The sequence below is a fragment of the Bradyrhizobium sp. SZCCHNS3002 genome (assembly GCF_032377435.1).
In the GTDB taxonomy this organism is placed as follows: domain Bacteria; phylum Pseudomonadota; class Alphaproteobacteria; order Rhizobiales; family Xanthobacteraceae; genus Bradyrhizobium.
In genome coordinates this window covers 444,853-464,876 of sequence record NZ_JAUHHY010000003.1, presented here as the reverse complement: position 1 = coordinate 464,876, position 20,024 = coordinate 444,853, and the positions used below count along the sequence as shown (strand labels likewise).

14 protein-coding genes are annotated in these 20,024 nt (G+C 66.6%); 5 read left to right on the top strand and 9 right to left on the bottom strand.

The window, feature by feature from the left end; translation table 11 throughout:
* Positions 1–4: 4 nt before the first annotated feature.
* The 3 genes from QW845_RS09240 (at position 5) to QW845_RS09230 (ending at position 3,897) form a co-directional block, all read left to right on the top strand.
* A complete protein-coding gene (locus tag QW845_RS09240) occupies positions 5–2,539 on the top strand; it encodes a circularly permuted type 2 ATP-grasp protein (RefSeq protein ID WP_315801277.1) in 2,535 nt (844 codons plus the stop codon).
* Positions 2,536–3,414 (top strand): transglutaminase family protein, encoded by an 879-nt coding sequence (locus tag QW845_RS09235; protein WP_315801276.1) that lies wholly within the window; start codon positions 2,536–2,538, stop codon positions 3,412–3,414. Before QW845_RS09240 ends, QW845_RS09235 begins: the two co-directional genes overlap by 4 nt.
* A 102-nt stretch (positions 3,415–3,516) precedes the next feature.
* Positions 3,517–3,897 carry a hypothetical protein gene (locus tag QW845_RS09230; protein WP_315801275.1) on the top strand — a complete coding sequence of 127 codons (381 nt, stop codon included), beginning with the start codon at positions 3,517–3,519 and terminating at the stop codon, positions 3,895–3,897.
* A 342-nt stretch (positions 3,898–4,239) separates the two neighbouring features.
* On the opposite strand, the gene QW845_RS09225 is transcribed toward QW845_RS09230, so the two are convergent.
* From QW845_RS09225 to QW845_RS09185, 9 genes are all read right to left on the bottom strand, one after another.
* Entirely contained in the window at positions 4,240–5,142 is a 903-nt protein-coding gene (locus QW845_RS09225) for an SMP-30/gluconolactonase/LRE family protein (RefSeq protein WP_315801274.1), read from the bottom strand.
* Between the two features lie 199 nt (positions 5,143–5,341).
* Positions 5,342–7,387, bottom strand: a complete 2,046-nt coding sequence (locus QW845_RS09220) for a PQQ-dependent sugar dehydrogenase (protein WP_315801273.1) — start codon at positions 7,385–7,387, stop codon at positions 5,342–5,344.
* A gap of 9 nt (positions 7,388–7,396) precedes the next feature.
* The gene (gene nhaD, locus QW845_RS09215; protein ID WP_315801272.1) at positions 7,397–8,680 is read right to left on the bottom strand and encodes a sodium:proton antiporter NhaD; all 1,284 of its coding nucleotides are present in this window, start codon (positions 8,678–8,680) and stop codon (positions 7,397–7,399) included.
* A 115-nt stretch (positions 8,681–8,795) separates the two neighbouring features.
* Positions 8,796–10,322 (bottom strand): cryptochrome/photolyase family protein, encoded by a 1,527-nt coding sequence (locus tag QW845_RS09210; protein ID WP_315801271.1) that lies wholly within the window; start codon positions 10,320–10,322, stop codon positions 8,796–8,798.
* 30 nt (positions 10,323–10,352) lie between these two features.
* Positions 10,353–10,946, bottom strand: coding sequence for an RNA polymerase sigma factor (locus QW845_RS09205; RefSeq protein ID WP_315801270.1), 594 nt, complete (start codon positions 10,944–10,946; stop codon positions 10,353–10,355).
* A 162-nt stretch (positions 10,947–11,108) separates the two neighbouring features.
* Positions 11,109–11,759 (bottom strand): ChrR family anti-sigma-E factor, encoded by a 651-nt coding sequence (locus QW845_RS09200; RefSeq protein WP_315749232.1) that lies wholly within the window; start codon positions 11,757–11,759, stop codon positions 11,109–11,111.
* Complete coding sequence (locus QW845_RS09195; RefSeq protein ID WP_315772520.1) at positions 11,756–12,301, bottom strand: sigma-70 family RNA polymerase sigma factor; 546 nt, start codon at positions 12,299–12,301, stop codon at positions 11,756–11,758. Before QW845_RS09195 ends, QW845_RS09200 begins: the two co-directional genes overlap by 4 nt.
* Before the next feature lie 204 nt (positions 12,302–12,505).
* A complete protein-coding gene (folE, locus tag QW845_RS09190) occupies positions 12,506–13,126 on the bottom strand; it encodes a GTP cyclohydrolase I FolE (RefSeq protein ID WP_315714899.1) in 621 nt (206 codons plus the stop codon).
* Positions 13,127–13,216: 90 nt separating this feature from the next.
* Complete coding sequence (locus QW845_RS09185; protein WP_315801269.1) at positions 13,217–14,953, bottom strand: methyl-accepting chemotaxis protein; 1,737 nt, start codon at positions 14,951–14,953, stop codon at positions 13,217–13,219.
* A 583-nt stretch (positions 14,954–15,536) separates the two neighbouring features.
* Between QW845_RS09185 and QW845_RS09180 the strand changes: the two genes are divergently transcribed.
* Both QW845_RS09180 and QW845_RS09175 read left to right on the top strand, forming a co-directional pair.
* Positions 15,537–17,123: a B12-binding domain-containing radical SAM protein gene (locus tag QW845_RS09180; protein ID WP_315801268.1), complete on the top strand. Its 1,587-nt coding sequence runs from the start codon at positions 15,537–15,539 to the stop codon at positions 17,121–17,123.
* Between the two features lie 380 nt (positions 17,124–17,503).
* Complete coding sequence (locus tag QW845_RS09175) at positions 17,504–19,861, top strand: efflux RND transporter permease subunit (RefSeq protein WP_315801267.1); 2,358 nt, start codon at positions 17,504–17,506, stop codon at positions 19,859–19,861.
* The last annotated feature ends 163 nt before the right edge of the window (positions 19,862–20,024 follow it).

Sequence of the window (20,024 nt, the reverse complement as noted above, 5' to 3'; positions counted from 1 at the left end):
GGGTATGGACGGCTCGAGCGGCCAGGACCAGGGAGCGAGCCCCGCCGCCGGTCGGCCGGCGGCACGTTCTCCGCTGCGCCGTGCCGAGCATTGGGCCCGCGACTATGCCCGGCTGCCCGGCATCCCCGATGAGTTCATCGGCGCCGACGGCCAGCCGCGACCGGTCTGGACCCGCTTTGCCGACACCTTTGCCGCGCTCGCGCCGACCGATATCGACCGCCGCTTCGCATCCGCCGATCGCCATCTGCGCGAGGCCGGCGTCACCTACCGCTCGCCGGGCGACAACGCCGAGCGATCGTGGCCGCTCAGCCATCTGCCGCTGCTGATCGACGAGTCCGAATGGGCGCAACTCTCCCAGGGCATCGTCCAGCGCGCCGAGCTGTTCGAGCGTGTGCTGCAGGACATCTATGGCGAAGGACGGCTGATCGCGAGCGGCGCGCTGCCGGCAGCCGCCGTCGCCGGCTCCAGCGAATATCTGCGTCCGGTCTGCGGCGTCAAACCGCCGGGCGGGCGCTTCCTCAGCATCTATGCCGCCGACATCGGCCGCGGCCCCGACGGGCGCTGGTGGGTGCTCAATGATCGCACCCAGGCGCCGTCCGGCATGGGCTACGCGCTGGAAAACCGCCTGGTGCAGTCGCGCGCCTTCTCCTCGATCTACAAATCCATGAACGTGGAGCGGCTCGCGCCGTTCTTCGAAGCATTCCGCGATGCGCTGCGCGCCAGCGCCGATCGCGACGAGCCGCGGATCGCCGTGCTCACCCCGGGCATGTTCAGCGAGACCTATTTCGAGCACGCGACCTTGGCGCGCTATCTCGGCTTCCTGCTGGTCGAGGGCGACGATCTCGCCGTCAGCGGCGACCGCGTGCACATCCGCACCGTCGCGGGCCTCAAGCGCGTCGACGTGCTGCTGCGGCGGCTCGATTCCAACTCGCTCGATCCGCTTGAGCTCGATGCCGGCTCGCGGCTCGGCGTCGCCGGCCTGATGGACGTCGTGCGCAAGGGCGGCGTGGTGATCGCCAACATGCCGGGCTCCGGCGTGCTGGAGGCGCGTGCGCTGCTTGGCTTCCTGCCGAGCCTCGCGCGGCGCGTGCTCGGGGAGGATCTCAAGATCCCGCACATCGCGACCTGGTGGTGCGGCCAGAAGTCCGCGCGCGACGAGGTGCTGTCGCGGCTCGAAGAGTTCGCGATCGAAGGCGCCTATGGCCGCGCCGTGCCCGGCTTCGCCAGCAGCGGTCCGGTGCTGGCCGGCGAGCTCTCGGCCGCGGAGCGCGAACGGCTGCGCGCTGCGATCAGCCAGCGCGGCATCGACTATGTCGGCCAGGAGGTGGTGCGGCTGTCGACGACGCCGGTGTGGGAGGGGGGCCGGATCGCGCCGCGGCCGTTCGTCCTGCGGGTGTTCGCGGCCGCCACGCCCGACGGCTGGACCGTGATGCCCGGCGGCTTCTGCCGCATCGCCGACAAGCCCGATGCGCGCGCGGTGTCGATGGGCGACGGCGCGCGCGCCGCCGACGTCTGGGTGGTCGCCGACAAGGCGGTCGCGGCGCGCACCTTGCTGCCGGGCTCCGACAATGTGCGGATCCGCCGCATCGCCGGCGTGCTGCCGAGCCGTGCCGCCGACAATCTGTTCTGGCTGGGACGCTATCTGGAGCGCGCCGAGGCCACCGTGCGGCTGATCCGCGCGCTCGCCGCCCAGCATCGCGATCCCGGCAAGGGCTCGCTGGCGCAGCTCAACACCGCCGAGCGCATCCAACGGCTGTTGCTGGCGTGGGGCGCGGTCGGGCAGACCTCGCGCAGCAAGGGATTCCAGGTGGCGGCCGAGGCGCTGCAGGCCGAGGCGCAGTTCGGCTCGGCGCTGTCGCTGCTCAGATCGGCCCAGCGCACCGCGACCTCGCTGCGCGAGCGCCTCTCGCCCGACGCCTGGCAGGTCATCACCGAGATGCCGAACCGGCTGGCGCAGGAGGCCGAGGATGAGGACGCCGTCGTCAGCATCGCCGAGCTCACGCTGGACCGGCTCGCGAGCTTCGCCGGCCTCGCCCAGGAGAACATGAACCGCGCCGCCGGCTGGCGGTTTCTCGACATGGGCCGCCGCGTTGAACGCGCCATCAACACCGCGCGCTTCGCGCGCCAGTTCGGCTATGACGAGGCGACGCCCGAGGATCTCGACGTCCTGCTCACGCTGGTCGATTGTCAGATCACCTATCGCTCGCGCTATCTGATCGGCCCATCGCTGGCGCCGATCCGCGATCTCGTCGTGCTCGACCTCTACAATCCGCGCTCGGTCGCGTTCCAGGTCGAGCTGCTCAACGAGCACATCGCGAGCCTGCCGGTGCTGAAGGAGAACGGGCTGATTGAGCGGCCGCAGCGCCTCGCGATCTCGCTGGGCGCGCGGCTGACCGCGGCGGAGGCGGCGCATCTCGACGGCCGCGCCTTGTTTGCGCTGGAGCAGGACCTGCTCAACCTGGCGGAGGCGATCGGCCAGCATTATTTCCCGCACGGTCCGAACGCGACGCGGCCGGAAAAGCTGACGGGCCTCGCGTGATCTACGACATCCGGCACGTCACGACCTATGAGTATGAGAGCGCCGTGAGCTTCGCGCGCTGCTCGCTGCGGCTGGAGCCGCTCAGCGGCGACGGCCAGGAGCTGATCTCGCACAGCGTCGACATCCGGCCGCGGCCCTCGGAGCGGACCGCGCGGCGCGATTTCTTCGGCACGTTGACCGAGAGCGTCGTGATCGACACCCAGCACCGCCACCTGCGCATCGACTCGCGCTCGCGGGTGAAGCTGTCGCGCACGCCGCCCGAGCGCGATGCGCCGAGTGCGGACTGGGAGCAGGTGCGCGATGCAGCGTTCGAGGCGACGAGCCTCGGCCCGTCGTCGCCGATCGGCTACGTCTTCGAAAGCGCGCTGGTGCCGGTGCTGGAGCTGGTGACGGACTATGCTGCGGCAAGCTTTCGCGCCGGCACCGGCATCGTCACCGGCGCCGCCGATCTGATGCGGCGCATCCGCAAGGAGTTCAGATACGATCCGAAGGCGACCGTGATCTCGACCCCGCTGCGCGAGGTGTTCGACAATCGCCATGGCGTCTGCCAGGATTTTGCGCATGTCATGATCGCCGGCCTGCGTGGCCTCGGCCTGCCAGCGGCCTATGTCAGCGGCTATCTGCGCACCATCCCGCCGGAGGGCCAGCCCCGGCTGCAGGGCGCCGACGCCACCCATGCCTGGGTGTCGCTGTGGTGCGGCGACGAGCTCGGCTGGATCGGCTTCGATCCGACCAACGATCTCCTGGTCGGCAATGATCACATCATCCTCGGCATGGGCCGCGACTTCTCCGACGTGTCGCCGGTCGACGGCATCATCGTCGGCTCGCCCAAGCAGAAGCTCGGCGTCGCCGTCGACGTCGTGAGGGTCGAGTAGGGCGGTTCCCTCGAGGGGAACATCCGGAACATTTTTCCCGCATCGCACTTGATCCGCCCGAGGGACCCGAATGGGGGCTGGCTGACCCTTTCGAGCGATGGAGTGATCGACATGAAACGTGTTGCAATCGTGATTGGCCTGGTCGGCGCCTGCGTCGCCGGCACCGCCTCGGCACAGCCGAGCGCCAACCTCACCGGCACCTACCGCTGCATCCAGATGTGCCGCGACGGCATGATCGGCGCGCCGGCCTTCGTGACGCAGAACGGCGATGCCGTGAACCTGACCACCGAGACCGGCGAGTCCCTCCAGGCCTGGCCGGACTGGAATGCGCCCAACAGCCGGCTCTGGATCGATGCGCGTGACGAAAGCGCGGTCTATTCGCCCGACGGCATGCGTATCCAGTTCGACGACGGCCGCGTCTGGCAGCGCGACCTGCCGCCGCCGCTGATCGTCCAACGCGCGCCGGTGGTGTACGGGCGGTAAGCGATCGCTGTTGTCAGGAAGGCCCTCGCGCATGCGGGGCTTTCCGTTTCCAGTGAGTTGGAATGCGCTTGCGCAACAACCAGTGTCGTCCCGGCGAACGCCGGGACTCATAACCCCAACTGTTTTATTGGGCGGCACGCAGCTCGCAACATCGTGCTCATCACTCCTGCTGCGGAGTATGGGTCCCGGGTCGGCGCCGTGCCAACGCTGTCGCGCTGGCACGGCTTGCCCGGGACGACAGCCAATCTGTTGCACGGTCTCTCATGAGCGCCAGACATTGAATATGCTGCAGTAGTGTCGCGTGTCCGAGTGATGCTGGTCGTGTCCCACCCGGCTGAGCAGTCAGCACGTCTGCATCTGCAAGCAATGCTCGCGCCCTTCGACATCGGTGCGAAAGGACTCGACGAAGCCGCCCTGACGCTGGGTGACGAACACGGTCTTGCCGTCGCTGCCGCCGAAGGCGAGGTTGGTCGGCTCCTTGGCTCGCAGCGTGATCTCCCTGATGGCGCGGCCGTCGGGCGTCAGCACGGCGATGCTGCCCTTCAGGATGCGTGCGACGAACAGCCGGCCGCTGGCATCGGTACGCAGGCCGTCGATCGTGTTGGGCTCGAACCTTCTGATCAGTCTGGGCGTGGCGAGCGCGTCGCCATCGACCGCATACGACCAGATCTCGCCGCTGCTGGATTCGCCAACATAGAGCGTGCGGCCGTCAGGGCTCAGATCGATGCCGTTGGCGGTGCCCATCGCCCGCGGTGCCGCCATCGCCTCGCCCTGCAGCGCGCCGTTGGGCCCCCTCGCGATCCGCCAGATGCGGCCGCTGCGCGCCTTCCAGTTCGGATCGCTCGCATAGATCGTGCCGTGGCGCGACAGCGTGATGTCGTTGGGCTGGCTCATGTCGTCGGCATGGAAGACGAGATGCGGCGCGGTCTCGCCCGGTGCGATGGCGAAGATGTTGTGCTTCTTGTAGTCGGCGATGAACATCGTGCCGGCGGCGTCGATGCGGATCGCATTGCCGACGCTGCCGTCGGGCAGCTCGGTGAATTTCTCTGACGTGGTCGCCTCAGGTGCGAGCCGGCCGATCGTGCCGGGCTTGCCGAGATTGACGACGTAGAGATTGCCGTCGCGATCGACGGCGGGGCCTTCGATGCCGAAGGTGTATTCGCCGGAAGGTGTGAGCTGCGCGCTCTCGAACAGTTTCGAGGTGGCCAGGGCAGGGACGGTCGCGAGGGCGAGCGTGACGAGCATCGCCCAACACGAGATGCGTAGGGTGGGCAAAGGCGCGATACGCCACTGCGCGCGCCACAACGCGCTCTCGTGCGCGCCGTGCCCGCCATCACGGAGACAGGTGCCCGCGGCCGGCGGGCACGGCGCGCGCGAGATTGCGTTTTGGCGGAGGAAGCGTCGCCCTGCGCCTTTGCCCACCCTACGATTCATCGCGGCATCGTCAGAGCGGCACCAGAAGCTGCTGTTGGATGTAATAGCCATCATCGTCCGTGCAGGCGCCGTTGAGATAGGTGTCGGCCGGCCGGAAGAAACGGCTGAAGCCGGGCTTATTGACGGCAGACCTCTCGGTCACCACGACGATCTTGCCGAACGGAATGTCGCCGCATTCGCGGCCATCAGCGGCGAAGAACTTGCGGTGCGGCGGGCCGCCGGGCTTGACCCGCATCCGCGTGCCGGGAACCATGCGCGCGACGAGGTCGTCGGCAACATCAAGCAGCTTCGCATAGCCTGGTTCCGTCTTGATCAGATCAGCACCGGGCGGCATCTGTCGCTCGGCGCCCAGTCCGCGCAGCCGCTGACGCAGCCGGCCGGACTCGGGATCGCCGGGATAGATCCAGCCGTCCTGGGCCAGCATGAAGCGCAGCACCGCGAGGTCCTTGTCTCGGTCGGATTGTCCGGCCTTGAGGCCGAAATCCGAATGGCAGCCGCTGCAATGTCTCTCGACGAGGGTCTTGCGCACCATCGTCAGCCGCGCGCGGCTCGTGCCATTGTCCATCACCAGGGTGGCCAGCCGGTCGATCAACTGATCGCTTCTCGTGTCGCACGGCAGCGGCTCGGGCGTGGCCTCGCGGGTGCGGTCGATGCGGATCACGGTCTGGTTCTTGTCCTCGACCAGCCAGAGCGCGCCGTCGTCGGCCACGGTCATGCCGACCGGTGCGCCCTGCGGCCGGATGCCGTTGACGCGATGCCAGCCAACGATGATCTCGTCGAACGCGGCCGCGCGCGCCGGACCGGACGCGGTCTGGAAGGCGCGCGTCGGCTCGGCGGCACAGCTCACGTGATAGCGCACCGCCGCCGGGCTCAGCTTGGGAAAGCCGTGCTCGTCGACTTCATAGGCGAGCAGGCGGCTGCCGGTCGGGCGATAGCCGTGCAGGCCGACCAGCAGCCTGCCTTTCAGCTCCTCGAAACGATCGCCCGTGTAGTAGAGCATGCCGAGCGGTGCACCATGCGGCGGCAGCAGCGACCACGGCTGCTGATAGTGCGAGGCTGTCGTGCAGAAGCTCTTGAGCGTTCCGGATTGCAGCACGCGCCTGAACTCCGGGCTCGGCGTGGCGAGGTCGGTGCAATAGGGCCAGCCATAGTGGCGCCCTTGCTCGATCGCGTTGATCTCCTCGTTCGGTGCGAACACGTCCTGCAGGTCGCGCGCGTTCTCGCCCTGCAGGAAGGCGGTGCCGGGATCGGGAAAGCGCGGATGCAATGCCAGCGCCATCGAGTTGCGCAGGCCGCGCGCGTAAACCTGGTGCGGCGGCGAGGGATCGCCGGGCTTCAGCGCCGCAAAGACGCCGCCGGCCGGTGGCGTGAACAGCCAGATCGCGGCGAGTGCCGAAGGGCCTTCGCCCGCGGCGCAGGGCTGCGTGATCGGCGCCGGCGACAGGCAGTTGTCGCTGGGCGCGCCGATATTGACGAACAGCCGTCCGGTACGGTCGAAGGCGAATGCCTTCAGCGGATGCGCACTTTCCGACAGGCGGGTGCCGTCGGGCAGCGTGAGGCGGCGTCCCGGCAGGTCGCGGATGATGGTCTCGATCGTTGCTTTCGGATCGGCCGCGAGCGGATCGAAGCGGAAGATCGACGTGTCGGTGGAGGCGTAGATGCGGCCGCCAGGGCCGGCCGCAAGTCCGAACGGATAGGATAGCCGCGTGATCACTTCGCGGAGGCGCTGGCCGGCCGGCGCCGCGGGATCGAGGATCAGCAGCCGGCCGTCATCATGGCCCCAGCCGCCCATGTCCGCGATCACGAACTGCCGATGGCCGGGGATCTGCATGATGCCGCGGGGAAATCTCAGGCCGTCGTCGCGGCTGGCGACGAGGCCGGCGCAGAAGCCGGCCTTCATGTCGATCCGCAGCCGTGGAAAGGCGAGGGGCGCTTCGCCGCAGCTCTTCGCGCCGAGCGCGTAGCCGCTCTTGAGCGTCACGTCGTCGGCGCGGCCGTCGCCCGCGCCGAGCAGCAGGGTCGCGACGACTGCCAGAATGCGCCACGACCAGCTCATGCGATCCGCTCAGTGCAGCAGGTTGTATTGGATGATGTAGGCCGCGGCGCCCGCGAAGTAGCCGAGCAGGGCGATGCCGCTGATGCGGCGCACGTACCAGAAGAAGTGGATGTTCTCGAGCCCCATCGCGGCGACGCCGGCCGCCGAGCCGATGATCAGGATCGAGCCACCGGTGCCGGCGCAATAGGCGACGAACTCCCAGAGGAAACTGTCCGGCGGAAACTGGCTCAGGCTGTACATGCCCATCGACGCCGCGACCAAGGGCACGTTGTCGATCACGGCGCTGGCGAGCCCCAGCACGATCACGATCAGGTCGAGCCGGCCGACGCTGCGGTCGAGCCATTGCGCCAGCGCCTCCAGGATGTGGGTGTGCTCGAGCGCGGCCACCGCCAGCAGGATGCCGATGAAGAACACGATCGAGGGCATGTCGATCCGAGTCAGCGCATGCACCAGGGTCAGGCGCTGCTTCTGCTCGAAGGCCTTCTCGCGATGGACGATCTCGCCGACCATCCACAACAGGCCGAGGCCGAACAGGATGCCCATGAACGGCGGCAGGTGCGTCACCGCCTTGAACACCGGCACGGCGACCAGGATGCCGAGGCCCATGAAGAACATCAAATTGCGCTCGAACGGCAGGATCGGGCTGATCGAGGCGAGGCCGGCGCTCGCCGGCGGCACGAGCTGCTTGCCGCGCAGGGTGAAGCTGATGACGGCAAGCGGGACCAGCAGGTTCAGGAGCGAGGGGATGAAGACCGACTTCATGATCGCGAGCGGCGTGATCTGACCGCCGATCCACAGCATGGTGGTGGTGACGTCGCCGATCGCCGACCAGGCGCCGCCGGCATTGGCGGCGATGACGATGATCGATGCGAAGACCAGGCGGTCCTCGTCGCGGCCGGACAGCTTCTTCATCAGCGACACCATCACGATCGCGGTGGTGAGGTTGTCGAGCATGGCGCTGAGGAAGAAGGTGACGAAGCCGACCAGCCAGACCAGCGTGACCTGGTTGCGGGTGCCGATCAGCGAGGTCACGACCTCGAAGCCGTTATGGGCGTCGATCACCTCGACGATGGTCATCGCGCCGATCAGGAAGAAGATGATCTGGGCGGTCGAGGCCACGGACTCGTTGAGCTCGGTCGCGACCGCCGGAGCCGTGCCGCCCATGACAGCATAGACGGTCCACATCAGGCCGGCGCCGACCAGGGCGGTGGCCGCCTTGTTGATCCGGAACGGGTGCTCCAGCGCCACCACGGCATAGGCGAGCGTGAAGACGGCGACGATGGCAGCGGTCATGAGTGAGGCATTCCGGGCTTGATCGGCGGAGGGGCGGGATGGAACTGCCCAAGATATGACCGATCGGCGTCCGGCCAGCAAGCCGTGAGCGCTGTTCAGACCGGCGAACGCCGGATTACACCAGGGCTGACGCGATCGCGTCGGCGTGGCTGCGAATGGCGCGGATCTCCGCCGCGCTGCGGCGCTCGAGATTGACGTACTGGTTGCGCATGCGACCATTATTGGCGAAGCGGCGGCGGTGCTTGGCGAGGAAGCTCCAATACAGCGTCGTGAACGGGCAGGCCCTGTCGCCGGTCGCCTGCTTCGGATCGTAGCGGCAGTTGCGGCAATGGTCGCTCATGCGGTCGATGTAGTGGCCCGAGGCCGCATAGGGCTTGGTGCCGACCACGCCGCCGTCGCCATGCTGGCTCATGCCGAGCGTGTTGGGCAGCGACACCCAGTCGATGGCGTCGTGGAACATCGACATGTGCCAGAGGTGCACGTCGTAGGGCCGGACGCCGAGCAGCATCGCGAACAGGCCGAGCACCATCAGCCGCTCGATGTGATGCGCATAGGCATGGTCGATGGTGTGGCCGATCGCCTGCGCCAGGCAGCGCATCTCGGTCTCGCCGGTCCAGTAGAAGCGCGGCATCGGAAGGCTGGCGTCGAGCGCGTTCTCATCGGCGTAGTGAGGCATGCGCTGCCAATAGATGCCGCGCACGAATTCCCGCCAGCCGATGATCTGGCGGACGAAGCCTTCGAGTGCGTTCAGCGGCGCGTTGCGGCTTTCGAGCGCGGCCGCGACCACCTCGCGCGGGTTCAGCATGTGCAGGTTCAGCGCGCCCGACAGCCGCGAGTGATACAGGAACGGCTCGTCGCTCAGCATCGCGTCCTGATAGGTGCCGAACAAAGACAGGCGCCAGGTGACGAAGTCCGACAGCTCCGTCAGCGCGTCGACGCGCGACACCGGCAGGTCGAAGCGGCCGAGCTTGCCCGGACTGTTGGAGAAGCGCGCCGCGACCAGCTTGAGCACGTCGCGCGTGATCGCGTCGGGAGCATAGGATCGGGGCACGGGAATAGGCGGGCGGCTCCTGCCGAACCCCTTGCGGTTCTCGGCGTCGAAATTCCAGCTGCCGCCGACCGGGCGGCCGCTGTCGTCGATCAGGATGCCGGTCTTGCGCCGCATCGCGCGGTAGAACGTTTCCATGATCGGGCGGGGATGGCGCTCGGTGAAGGCGTCGAACTCGTCCGCCGTGCACAGGAAGTGGCGGTCGGCGCGGATGTCGATCCGCTGCGGCAGCTTGCGCAAGCCCTCGCGCACGCGAAAGTCGCCGGGCTCCAGCACGATCGTCGCCGCCGGCTGCAGCGCGGCCTGATGCCGCGCGATCTCGCTGTCGAGCGTGCCGGTGTTGGCGGGATCATCGAGCCGGACATAGTGGACGGTACGGCCGCGGCCCTCGAGATCGGCGCGGAAGTGGCGCATCGCCGCGAAGAAATAGGCGATGCGCATCTTGTGCTGCGGCACGTAGCTCGCCTCGTCGGTGACCTCCATCTGCAGCACGGCATCCTGCTCCGGGTCGAAGCCGTCGAAGGCCGCCGAGTCCGCATCGAGCTGGTCGCCCAGCACGACGACGAGATGTCTGACGGGACGTGTCCTGATCATGATACGTTGGTCATCGCGCCATGCCGACGATCAGGCCGCCACGGTAACCGCGTGGGCCTGGCCGAGACAATCCTTGCGCACCGTGAGCAGGCTGCGATGCAGCCAGGTCTTGATGGTGCCGACCGGCACGCCGAACCGTTCCGACAGCCGCGTCCGGCTTTCGCCCTCGAGATAGGCGAGCGCCAGCAGCCGCCGGCGCTCCTCCGGCAGCCGCTCGAGCGCCTCGCGGGCGATCGGTTCCGCCAGCGCGTAGTCGAACTCGTCGTCGGCGGCGCTGTCAGCGGGATCAGGGATCGCGAGCGCCTCATCGAGCTCCGAGGTCGGCACGCCGGTGGCGCGCAGCGCATCGATCGCGGTGTTGCGCATGATGGTGCACATCCAGGTGATGGGCGAGGCGCGCGCCGGGTCGAAGCTCGCGGCATGCCGCCAGATCTTCAGGTAGCCATCTTGCAGGATGTCGTCGAGGTCGGCCGAGGAGGGCAGCAAGGCGCGCACGGTCTTCCGCATCTTCAAGATCGTTGCAGCATGCAGCTCGGCAAAGGCTTGCTCGTCGTTGCGTCCGGCACGGGCCAGCAAGCCGCCGAGATGCGCGACGTACCCCTTATCCGCGCTTGCTGATCGCATCTGTCTCCTCCATGCGCTTCCTGAGCGGAAACGGGTCAGAGTCCGATGCGGATCACCCGAATGCTTGCGGTCATGGTTGCGAGGAGCGAAACGACGAAGCGATCCAGGCCCTCCGCGTCGCTCCGGATTGCTTCGCGGCGCTCGCAATGACGGCGAAGCAATTCAGAGCCGGACGAACGGGCTGATCAGGCGGCCGAGCAGGCCGTGCATGCGCAGGTCGCCGGTCATGGCGACGAGGCAGAGGCAGGGGCCCTCGTCACCGACCACCGGACGATGGTCGACCTCGTCGTCGCCATAGTCGAAGTCGCCGGGTCCGTAATAGCCGCCGAGATGGCTGAAGCTGCCCTTCAGCACGCAGGTCAGCTCATTGCCGGAATGCGTATGCTCCAGCATTCGTGCGCCGGGCTCCGAGCGCAGAAGAAAGGCGCGGGATTTTCCGGTGCCCGGCAGCAGGATCGGGCGCATGCTGATGCCGGGCGCCACACGCCGGCGCTTGCCGATCTTGCAGCGCTTGACCATCTCGGGGAGGTCGGCGAGCTCGGGATCGTGCTCGGCGACCTCGCTCACCTGTGGCGCCGCCTGCGGGCGTCGATCGATGCGTGCCATCACGGCATCGAACGCATCCGCGCCCGTCGCGATCGGCTCGGCCGCATCCAGCGAGGCGCCGGCGAGCTGCTCGATGGCGCGGACGAAGCGCTGGCATCGGCCGCAATCGGCGACATGGACACCGACGACCAGCCGCTCGGCCTCGTCGAGCGCACCAGTGGCGAAGTCGGCCAGCAGGTCTTCCGGCGGGTGGTGGCTGATCGTCATGTCGCGTCGTCCAACAGGTCTCTCAGGCGATTCATCGCCAATCTGATTCGTGACTTTACCGTACCCAGCGGCAGGCCGAGCACCGCCGCGATTTCCGAATGCGGTCGTTCTTCAACGAACGACAGGCGGATCACGGTGGATTGCTCCACCGACAATCTTTCGATCGCGGCCGCCACCCGTGTGGCATCTTCGACACGCGAGACGATCTGGTCGGCTGCGGGCGTCGGATCGGCTTCCTCGTCCCGTCCCACTTCTCTGCTCAGCCGGCTGTCGCGGGCGGCCTTGCGCGCGGCGTCGATCCGCTGGTTGCGCGCGATCGTGAAGATCCAGGCGGCCGCGCCGGCCGTCGACGGATCGAATTGCCCCGCCTTCGTCCACACCGCCACCATGGTGGATTGGGCGATTTCCTCAGCGTCGTCGGCGTTGCAGCCGGTCTTGATGAGGAAGCCTTTGATGCGGGGCGCAAAATGCGCAAACAGGGCCTTGAATGCCTCGCGATCGCCGCGCGCGGCGACGCGTCCGATCAATTCAGCCCAGTCCACAGTCGCCTTCGGCCCTCTGCTCACATTCACCCTGGTACGGGCACTGAAGGCCCGTGCAAATCGATGCCGGGACGATGCCACGTTCCATTGCGCTAATCCAGTCGCTCTCAGTCGCGTGGTCATGGTCCCCGGCACGCTGCTTGACCCTGGATAACGTGGACCATGGACGGCTGGATCACAGCGGGCGGAGGATTTTCCGGCCCCTCAATCCTTCAGGTCGGAATTGACCATCGCCAGGAACTCCTGGCGGCTCATCGGGTCGGTGCGGAAGCAGCCGAGCATGCGGCTGGTGGTGAGATCGACGCCGTGCTTCTTGACGCCGCGCGAGCTGATGCAGTGATGGGCTGCCTTGATCACGACCGCCACGCCCTGCGGCTGCAGCACCTCGTCGATGATGTTGGCGATCTCAGCGGTCATGCGCTCCTGGATCTGCAGCCGGCTGGCATAGGCCTCGACGACCCGGGCGAGCTTGGAGATCCCGACCACGCGGTTGCGCGGCACGTAGCCGACCCAGGCGCGGCCGATGATGGGCGCCATGTGGTGCTCGCAATGGCTCTGGAACGGGATGTTCCGCAACAGCACCATCTCGTCGTAGCCGGCCGTCTCCTCGAACGTCTTGCGCAGATACTCCTCGGGGTTCTGCTCATAGCCGGAAAAATAGCTCTTGTAGGCCCGCGCCACGCGGGCCGGGGTCTCGGAGAGACCCTCGCGTGACGGATCCTCGCCGATCCAGGTCAGGATGGTGCGGATGGCGTCCTCGACGTCATCCTGGGTGACCGCGACCGGGTCGCAGGCGAACGGAAGTTTCTTGGCTGTCTGGCGCACGACGGCTCTCCAAAAACCAAGAAACGGTTCCGGTGTCGGAACGGATCACGTCTTGCGGGGGCGATTTCCGCAACCGAGGGCTCGCCCCGGTCAGCTCGCCTTGCGCAGCCGCATCTCCGCGGACGGACCCGAGCGCAGGTTCTGAAAGAACTTCTCGACCTCGTTGGCGAGCGTCTGCGCGGTCGCGTTGAGGTCGCCGGACGCCGACAGGACGGAGGCGGCGGCCGTCGAGGTCTCACTGATGGCGTCGCGGAGCGAGCCGATGTTCATGACCAGCGTCTGGTTGCCCTGGGCGGTCGACTGCGCGTTGGTCGAGATCTCCCGCGTCGCCTGGTCCTGCTGCTGGATGGCATTGGAGATGTTCGAGGTGATCTCGTTGATGCCGCGGACAGCCTGGCCGATCTCGCGGACCGCGTCGACCGCGGTCTTGGTCGAGGCCTGGATCAGGCCGACGTTCTGGCTGATCTCCTCGGTCGCCTTGGCCGTCTGCCCGGCCAGCGCCTTGACCTCGTGAGCGACGACGGCAAAGCCGCGGCCGGCCTCGCCGGCGCGGGCGGCCTCGATGGTCGCATTCAGAGCGAGGAGGTTGGTCTGCTCGGCGATGGTCTGGATCAGGGTCAATACGCCGTCGATGCGCTGGGTGGCGGCGGCAAGGCCCTCGATCTCCGTGACCGACTTCTCGGTGCGTTGGCCGGTCTGCTCGACGGCGCCGGCCGACTGCCGGATCTGCCGGCCGATCTCCTCGACGGACGTCGACAACTCCTCGGCGGCGCTCGCGACGGCGGAAACGTTGGTCGAGGCCTGCGACGTCGCGCCGGCTGCGGTGACCGCGCGCTCGTTGGCGTCCGCCGTCAGCCGTGTGATCGCCTCGGCGGTGGCGCGCATCGCGGCGGCGTTCTCGGTGACGGTCCGCATCACGCTGCCGATTGCGGTGCGAAATTCCTCGACCGCGGTTTCGATGTGGCGGGCCCGGGCTTCGCGGATTTCGGAGTCCTGCGAGACCTGGACATTGAGGTCGCGGTTGTGGGCCATCGCCTGCTGGAACACGCCGATGGCGCGGGCCAGCTCGCCGACCTCGTCGGCGCGCCCGGCATACGGCACTTCGACGTTCTCGGCGCCGGTGGCGACCTGGCGGATCGTCTCGGTGATCTGAGACAGCGGCCGAGCGATCGAGCGAGCGATGATCACCACGCCGGCTGCGACCAGAACCAACATCAAGCCGCCAAGGCCTGTCAGCATGAGCGAGAGCTTGTTGTTCAGCGCCGCCTTCTCGGCGATCTTTCCTCCGCGCTCGACATAGACTTTGGACAGCGCTTCGAGGTCCGTGTTGAGCGCCTTGCGCACGGAGCGATTGGCGTCGTTGTCGCCCCACTCGCGTCCCGCAGCCGGGCTGATTTCATTGGCGCGGCGGACCAGTTCGGCGCGGAATTCGACGAATTGCTCGATCCGCTTCTTGAACGTTGCGAATTGCTGGGCGTCGTCGGCCTGTACGATCGCCTGCCACTTGTCGACGACCTTCAGAATCTCGGCGTTGAATTTGAGCAAGCCGTTGCCGTATTGCTTCACGACGGCCGGATCTGTCGACATGTAGACGCCACGCGACTCCATCACGACGGCATAGACGAGGCCGTTGACCAGCTGAACGTTGTGAGCGGCGAGATTGACCGTCTCGATGGCTTTGATGAGCTCCGTGGCCCGCCGCGAGTTGTAGTCGGACAGCCAGGTGATTGCGGCGGTCAATAGCGCAAACAACGCGAAGATTGCATAGAGCTTGACTGCGATGGATCGGCGCGTGGCCGTCTTCGTTGACGTCGGGCGTGAGGTCATGAGGTGAGACACCGCGAGTTTTTGCTGCGACGGAGGAGGCGCTTGATTGTTAATAGTTATGCAAAACCTTCATGGAGAAAGCGTTAAGTGGACACCGTCAGTATTATACAACCACAGCGTACTTTGCTTGGCGTTTCAATCGATTAGTTGGTGCTCCGCAGCAGGGGCGGGCGCCGGGGCGTCCGGTTGACTACGGAGGGCATGCGCCCTTTCGAGGCCCCTCGTTCCCTTGCAAATGCATTGCAAACCAGTGACCGCGCGCACGCGCGCTCAGCAATTGGTCGCCGATCGGAGACAGGCGGGAGCGGTCGTCGCGCTCGACCGATCGATGATCCATCTGATTGGAACCTTGGATCGCCCGTCGCATTCCGCCATCCGTATTGCGATACATTGGATCAGGTCGCCTCATCAGGTCGCGTCTGATCATGCCTGGCAGCGTGAGCATCGGGCACGCGGCGGGGACGTCGCGCCTTGCGACAGGAGCGGAAAACTCGATCGCACCTCAACTTTTCCGGAAGGGGTGGCGAAGCCTTGTCTTCGGCCGTAAGGTAACCAGTTAGCGGGTTGTCGCGAGGGGCAGTCGATGAGATTCGAGGGCATCGAAACGGTACGTCGCATTCTCTGTGTGTTTCCGCGCTACACCTCGTCGTTCGGAACCTTCGAGCATGCCTATCCGCTCACCGACGGCATCCAGGCCTTCATGCCGCCGCAGGGGCTGCTGCTGATCGCGGCCTATCTTCCAAGCTCCTGGCAGGTGCGCTTCATCGATGAGAACATCCGCCCGGCGCGGGACGAGGATTTCTCCTGGGCCGAAGCGGTGTTCGTCAGCGGCATGCACATCCAGCGTCAGCAGATGAACGACATCTGCCAGCGGGCGCACGCGTTCGACCTGCCGGTCGCGCTCGGCGGCCCTTCGGTCAGCGCCTGCCCGGACTACTATCCGAGCTTCGACTATCTGCATGTCGGCGAGCTTGGCGATGCGACCGACGAGCTGATCGCGCGGCTGGCGCGGGATCCGTCACGGCCTGCGCAGCAGGTCGTGCTGCGGACCAGCGAGCGGGTGGCGATGACCGATTTCCCGGTGCCGGCCTATGAGCTCGCCGAGGTGAAGAAGTACTTTCTCGGCAGTATCCAGTATTCCAGCGGCTGTCCCTATCAATGCGAGTTCTGCGACATCCCCGGCCTCTATGGGCGCAACCCGCGCATCAAGTCGCCGCAGCAGATCATCGCCGAGCTCGACAAGCTCAGGGAATGCGGCGTCACCGGCTCGGTCTATTTCGTCGACGACAATTTCATCGGCAACCGCAAAGCGACGGCGGAGCTGCTGCCGCATCTGATCGAATGGCAGAAGCGCACCGGCTATGTGATGCGGCTCGCCTGCGAGGCCACGCTCAACATCGCCAAGCGGCCCGAGATCCTGGAGAAGATGCGCGAGGCCTATTTCATCACCATCTTCTGCGGCATCGAGACGCCCGATCCGGATGCGCTGACGGCCATGCAGAAGGATCACAACATGATGGTGCCGATCCTGGAGGGGATCAGGACGATCAACAGCTACGGCATGGAGGTCGTCTCCGGTATCATCATGGGGCTGGACACCGACACGCCGCAGACCGCGGACGCGCTGCTGCAGTTCGTCGAGGAGAGCCGGATCCCGCTGCTCACGATCAATCTGCTGCAGGCGCTGCCGAAGACGCCCCTGTGGGATCGCCTCGAGCGCGAGGGCAGGCTGGTCCACGACGACGGTCGCGACTCCAACGTGAAATTCCTGATGCCCTATGACGAGGTGGTCACGGCGTGGCGGCGCTGCATGGAGGTGGCCTATGAGCCGGAGCGGCTGTTCGCGCGCTACAAGCACCAATGCGACACCACCTACGCCAACCGCATCGAGGTGCCGGTCAGCGACGAGATGAAGAGCTGGCCGAACGTCAGGCGCGGCCTGGTCATGATGGGCAAGATCTTCTGGAAGGTGGGCGTGCTCGGCGACTACAAGCGGCCGTTCTGGCGCTTTGCCTGGAGCCAGCTCAAGCGCGGCGAGATCGAGAATTTCATCGCCGTGACGCTGATCGCGCATCACCTCATCATGTTTGCGCGCGCCGCCTCGCGCGGGCATCAGAACGCGTCGAACTACTCGATCCGGCTGCGCGAGGCCGCCCTTCCTGCGGGGTGATGGCCTCGCCGGGGCAGGGCAGCGGGGCGCTCGCCGGCGCCGCGGCCTGCTCCGGCAAGGACGGCTCAGTCGGATACCGGTCCTTGAGTCGTTCAGGTTTCGAGCCCCGCGTCCGTCGGGGCCGTCCACCTCTTTTCAAGCACGGCAGAATCGTGGCGTGATCGGAAGCCGTCGCGGCTCGCCGTCTTGTGTGGCCGCGCAAGGTTGCGGCCGGGGAGTGAACCCTGCTAGACCGCCTCGACGAATTTTCACGTGTTTTCAAGGATTAGCTTCGGCTGCGGGCCACAATGCGGTCATCTCTGCTTCGCTGAGCGGCCTTATTTCTGCCCTATGCGCTCAGGCCTTCCGAATTGGGCCGCGCCCCAACCACTGGACACCGCATGCTGGAAGTCAGGCACGACAACGAAGTCCATGTCGAGAAGGTCGAGCACCGGCCGGCCGACAGCATCGCCTTTGGCATCGAGCGGCTCGGCCTCCTCGCGGTCAAGGCGCCGATCTTCTCCTGCGTCGTCCTGCTCGTTCTCATCGTGGCGGCGGTGTTCGGCATCAAGCGCATCCAGATCGACGATTCGCTCAGCCAGCTGTTTCGCTCCGACAGCAAGGAATTCCACCAGTACGAGGAGGTGACGAAGAAGTTCCCGGCCGAGGAATTCGACGTCCTCGTCGTGGTCGAGGGCAAGACCCTGCTGGCCCGCCAAAACCTCGAGAAGCTTCGTGACTTCGTGACCGACCTGCAACTGGTCGAGGGTACCCGGGGCCTGGTGTCGCTGTTCTCGGCCCGTCAGGCGCCGGCGCCCGGCAAGCTGCCGGCCGCGCTGTTTCCGTCGGATCTGCCGGAGGGCGAGGCCTACGACAAGTTCATCGAAACGGTGAAGTCCAACGAGATCATCCGTGGCAAGCTGTTGTCGGAGGACGGCACGCTGGCCCTGATCGTGCTGTCGCTCGAGCCCAAGGTGGTCGCCTCGAACGATCTCGGGAAGGTGGTGGGCGACATCCGGAAGCTGATGGCGGATGACCTCGGCGACACCGGCCTGAATGTCCAGCTTTCCGGCGTGCCGGTCATGCAGCTCGAGATCCGCAACGCGGTGGAGCGTGACGGGCTGACCTACAACATTCTCGGCATTCTCGCCGGCTGCGTCATCGCCATCATCTTCTTCCGCAAGGTCTCCTTCATGATCGCGGCGGCGTTTCCGCCGCTGATCGCGATCATGCTCGCGCTCGGCGCGCTCGGGTGGGCCAATTTCAATCTCAACATGTTCCTGAACGTGATGACGCCGCTCATCATGGTCATCAGCTTCTCCGATTCGATGCAGCTCACCTTCGCCGCTCGCGACCGCCTGATCGCGGGGCAGGACAAGGTGACGGCGTTCAAGAACGCCGTGCTGGTCGTCGGCCCGGCTTGCGTCCTGACCCACGCCACCGCCGGCATTTCCTTCATCGCCCTGCAGTTCTCCGACAGCGACCTGATCCGCAAGTTCGGCGAGGCGGGGCTCGCCGCCACCATCATCGCGCTGGTCGCGGTGCTGTCGCTGGTGCCGGTGTTCGGCGTGCTGCTGGTGCGCAACGAGAAGACGTTCGCGGTCAAATTCCAGGGCGCCGACGCCGGCGTCCAGGCGCTGCGCAATTTCTGCTACTGGATCGCGGTGCGCATGGTCGGCCGTCCCGGCCTGTTCAGCCTGATCGCGGTGCTGTTCGTCGGCTCGCTCGCGGTGGTGTATTCGACCCTGGAGCCGCGCTATCGCCTCGCCGACCAGGTGCCGGACAAGCAGCAGGCGGTTGCGGCGAGCAACCGGCTCGATGCCAAGCTGACCGGCGCCAATCCGGTCAACGTGCTCATCCAGTTTCCGAAGGGCGCCTCGCTGTATGCCCCGGAGACCCTGCAGACCATCGCCGACGTCCATGCCACGGTCGAGAAGACCGCCGGCGTCGGCAACGTCTGGTCGGTTGAGACGCTCCGGCGCTGGCTGGCCGAGAAGGCCGGCTCGTCGGATACGGCGACGTTGCAGGAATACGTCAATCTGATCCCCGAGCACCTCGTGCGCCGCTTCATCGACAAGGAGCAGGATGCCGTCGTGGTCGCCGGCCGTGTGCCGGATATCGATTCCAGCCAGCTGCTGCCGGTGGTCGACAAGCTCGACCGCGAGCTCGATGCGGTGAGAAAGAAGCATCCCGGCTATGAAATCGCCGTCACCGGTCTCGCCGCCATCGCCGCGCGCAACTCGGCCGGCATGATCGAAAAGCTCAACCATGGGCTGACGATCGAGTTCGCGCTGGTGGCGATGTTCATCGGGCTGGCCTTCCGGTCCTGGGTCGTCATGCTCGCCTGCATCCTGCCCGGCATTTTCCCTGTCGTGATGTCGGGGACCGTGCTGTGGGCCATGGGGGAGGGGCTGCAATTCGCCAGCGTGGTGGCGCTCACGGTCTCCTTCGGCCTCGGCCTGTCGGCCACCATCCACTTCCTGAACCGGCTGCGGATGGAGAGCGCGCCCGGCGTCAGTGCCGCGGTCGCAGTGGAGCGTGCCACCGTGTTGGTCGGACCGGCGCTGATCCTCACCACCGTGGTGCTGGCCTGCGGCCTGGTCGTCACCGTGTTCTCGGATCTGCCGTCGCTGCGGCTGTTCGGTTGGCTGAGCGCGTTCTCGATGGTGGCGGCGCTGTTTGCCGACCTCTTCATCCTCCGCCCGACCGCGATGTTCCTGATCAACCTGTCGCAGAAGCTGAAGCGCAAGCCGCTCTAGCCCAGGCTGTTGCGTAAACCAGGGCCGTTATACCCGCGAAAGCGGGTAATCCAGTACGCCGTGGCCTATCGGTTCAACTACGACAGCCTCTGGAACACTGGGCGCCCGGTCCTGTCTGCGCCTTCGGCTTCGACGCGGCTAAACACCTTGAGGGCGCGCCGAA

Excerpts from the sequence above, each read along its gene's own strand:
- QW845_RS09240 (WP_315801277.1), top strand. The coding sequence starts at position 5 with ATGGACGGCTCGAGCGGCCAGGACCAGGGAGCGAGCCCCGCCGCCGGT.
- QW845_RS09225 (WP_315801274.1), bottom strand. The coding sequence starts at position 5,142 with ATGCTCGTCACGCTCGCCCTCGCGACCGTCCCTGCCCTGGCCACCTCG.
- QW845_RS09220 (WP_315801273.1), bottom strand. The coding sequence starts at position 7,387 with ATGAGCTGGTCGTGGCGCATTCTGGCAGTCGTCGCGACCCTGCTGCTC.
- nhaD (WP_315801272.1), bottom strand. The coding sequence starts at position 8,680 with ATGACCGCTGCCATCGTCGCCGTCTTCACGCTCGCCTATGCCGTGGTG.
- QW845_RS09210 (WP_315801271.1), bottom strand. The coding sequence starts at position 10,322 with ATGATCAGGACACGTCCCGTCAGACATCTCGTCGTCGTGCTGGGCGAC.
- QW845_RS09205 (WP_315801270.1), bottom strand. The coding sequence starts at position 10,946 with ATGCGATCAGCAAGCGCGGATAAGGGGTACGTCGCGCATCTCGGCGGC.
- QW845_RS09200 (WP_315749232.1), bottom strand. The coding sequence starts at position 11,759 with ATGACGATCAGCCACCACCCGCCGGAAGACCTGCTGGCCGACTTCGCC.
- QW845_RS09185 (WP_315801269.1), bottom strand. The coding sequence starts at position 14,953 with ATGACCTCACGCCCGACGTCAACGAAGACGGCCACGCGCCGATCCATC.
- QW845_RS09180 (WP_315801268.1), top strand. The coding sequence starts at position 15,537 with ATGAGATTCGAGGGCATCGAAACGGTACGTCGCATTCTCTGTGTGTTT.
- QW845_RS09175 (WP_315801267.1), top strand. The coding sequence starts at position 17,504 with ATGCTGGAAGTCAGGCACGACAACGAAGTCCATGTCGAGAAGGTCGAG.